1 rRNA gene is annotated in these 2,895 nt (G+C 50.1%); it reads right to left on the bottom strand.

The features are described 5' to 3' along the window. Positions 1 to 6: 6 nt before the first annotated feature. Positions 7 to 2,893: ribosomal RNA gene (locus tag H2684_RS12215) — 23S ribosomal RNA — on the bottom strand. Positions 2,894 to 2,895 lie beyond the last annotated feature (2 nt).

Raw genomic sequence — 2,895 nt, 5'->3', positions numbered from 1 at the left:
TATATTTTGGTCAAGCCCTCGACCTATTAGTATCAGTCAGCTGAACATGTTACCATGCTTACACTCCTGACCTATCAACCTCGTGTTCTTCAAGGGGTCTTACCAGCTTACGCTGTGGGAAATCTAATCTTGAGGTGGGCTTCACGCTTAGATGCTTTCAGCGTTTATCCCTTCCCGACATAGCTACCCAGCTATGCTCCTGGCGGAACAACTGGTGCACCAGAGGTCGGTCCATCCCGGTCCTCTCGTACTAAGGACAGCTCCTCTCAAATTTCCTACGCCCGCGACGGATAGGGACCGAACTGTCTCACGACGTTCTGAACCCAGCTCGCGTGCCGCTTTAATGGGCGAACAGCCCAACCCTTGGGACCTACTTCAGCCCCAGGATGCGACGAGCCGACATCGAGGTGCCAAACCTCCCCGTCGATGTGGACTCTTGGGGGAGATCAGCCTGTTATCCCCGAGGTAGCTTTTATCCGTTGAGCGATGGCCCTCCCACGAGGTACCACCGGATCACTAAGCCCGACTTTCGTCCCTGCTCCACCTGTATGTGTCGCAGTCAGGCTCCCTTATGCCTTTGCGCTCTTCGAAGGATTTCCGACCCTTCTGAGGGAACCTTTGGGCGCCTCCGTTACTCTTTTGGAGGCGACCGCCCCAGTCAAACTGCCTGCCTAACAATGTCCCGTGACCAGTTTCATGGCCTCCGGTTAGAATTCCAGTACTGCCAGGGTGGTATCCCAAGGGCGGCTCCATCAAGGCTGGCGCCCTGATTTCCATGCCTCCCACCTATCCTGTACAGGCAATACCGAAACTCAATGCTAAACTGCAGTAAAGCTCTACGGGGTCTTTCCGTCCAATCGCGGGTAGCAAGCATCTTCACTTGCACTACAATTTCGCCGGATTTGTTGTCGAGACAGTGCTCAAATCATTACGCCATTCGTGCGGGTCGGAACTTACCCGACAAGGAATTTCGCTACCTTAGGACCGTTATAGTTACGGCCGCCGTTTACTGGGGCTTAAGTTCATACCTTCGCTTGCGCTAAGTATTCCCCTTAACCTTCCAGCACCGGGCAGGCGTCAGCTCCTATACTTCAGCTTTCGCTTTAGCAGAAACCTGTGTTTTTGATAAACAGTTGCTTGAGCCTATTCTCTGCGGCCCCTTTCGGGGCACTCCTTATCCCTAAGTTACGGAGTCAATTTGCCTAGTTCCTTGACAACAATTCTTCCGATGGTCTTAGGATTCTCTCCTCATCTACCTGTGTCGGTTTACGGTACGGGCACAAACAAGCTCCATAGAAACTTTTCTTGGCAGTGTGAAATCAGATACTTCTCCAAAATTGGATCCCTATAACACCTCAACATTGGCCTGACGGATTTTCCAATCTGACCTGTCTTAGTGCTTAGACACACATCCAATAGTGTGCACATCCTATCCTCCTGCGTCATTCCATCTGTCAAACGCTAGTTTGTGGTATCGGAATATCAACCGATTGTCCATCGCCTACGCCTTTCGGCCTGGGCTTAGGTCCCGACTAACCCTGGGCGGACGAACCTTCCCCAGGAAACCTTAGATTTTCGACCAATAAGATTCTCACTTATTTCTCGCTACTTATGCCAGCATACTCTCTCCTGTACAGTCCAATGCTCCTTACGGTACATCTTCAACCCGTACAGGATGCTCCTCTACCACTCTTTCGAGTCCATAGCTTCGGTGGTAAGTTTTAGCCCCGGACATCTTCGGCGCAGGATCTCTTGACTAGTGAGCTATTACGCACTCTTTAAATGAATGGCTGCTTCTAAGCCAACATCCTAGTTGTCTTAGAAGTCCCACATCCTTTTCCACTTAACTTACACTTTGGGACCTTAGCTGATGATCTGGGCTGTTTCCCTTTTGACCACGGATCTTATCATTCGTAGTCTGACTGCCGTGATTCAAGTATATGGCATTCGGAGTTTGATAGGGTTCAGTAACTGTTGTCAGCCCCTAGCCCATTCAGTGCTCTACCTCCATTACTCATTCACGACGCTAGCCCTAAAGCTATTTCGAGGAGAACCAGCTATCTCCGAGTTCGATTGGAATTTCTCCGCTATCCACAGCTCATCCCATGGTTTTTCAACACCAACGTGGTTCGGTCCTCCACGGAATTTTACTTCCGCTTCAACCTGGCCATGGATAGGTCACCCGGTTTCGGGTCTACAGCATACAACTTGTCGCCCTATTAAGACTCGGTTTCCCTTCGGCTCCGCACCTTAAGTGCTTAACCTTGCTGCATACCGTAACTCGCTGGCTCGTTCTACAAAAAGCACATCGTCGCACATAAAAGTGCTTCGATCGGTTGTGGACACACGGTTTCAGGTTCTATTTCACTCCCCTCCCGGGGTTCTTTTCACCTTTCCCTCACGGTACTTCTTCGCTATCGGTCACCAGGTAGTATTTAGCCTTAGGAGGTGGTCCTCCCTCATTCCCACAAGGTTTCTCGTGTCTCGTGGTACTCTGGCATGGACTGGGTTTTTTCGGTTTTCATTTACAGGGCTTTTACCTTCTTTGGCGGAGCCTTCCAGCTCTCTTCAATTAACCTATTTACCTCTAATGTCCAGCCGAACCCCAGGAACAAGTTCCTGGTTTGGGCTCTTTCCCTTTCGCTCGCCGCTACTAAGGAAATCGATTTTTCTTTCTCTTCCTCCGGGTACTTAGATGTTTCAGTTCCCCGGGTTTACCCCTATAAAACTATTTATTCATTTTATAGTACAATGCTTCCATTGTAGGTTTCCCCATTCGGAAATCTCCGGATCACAGACTATTTGCGTCTACCCGAAGCTTATCGCAGCTTATCACGTCCTTCGTCGGCTCCTGGTGCCAAGGCATCCACCATGCGCCCTTTGTAGCTTGACCTT

This window comes from Clostridium sp. cel8, assembly GCF_014050525.1.
Classification (GTDB): Bacteria; Bacillota; Clostridia; order Clostridiales; family Clostridiaceae; genus Clostridium_B.
This window is presented reverse-complemented; position numbering and strand designations above follow the sequence as displayed.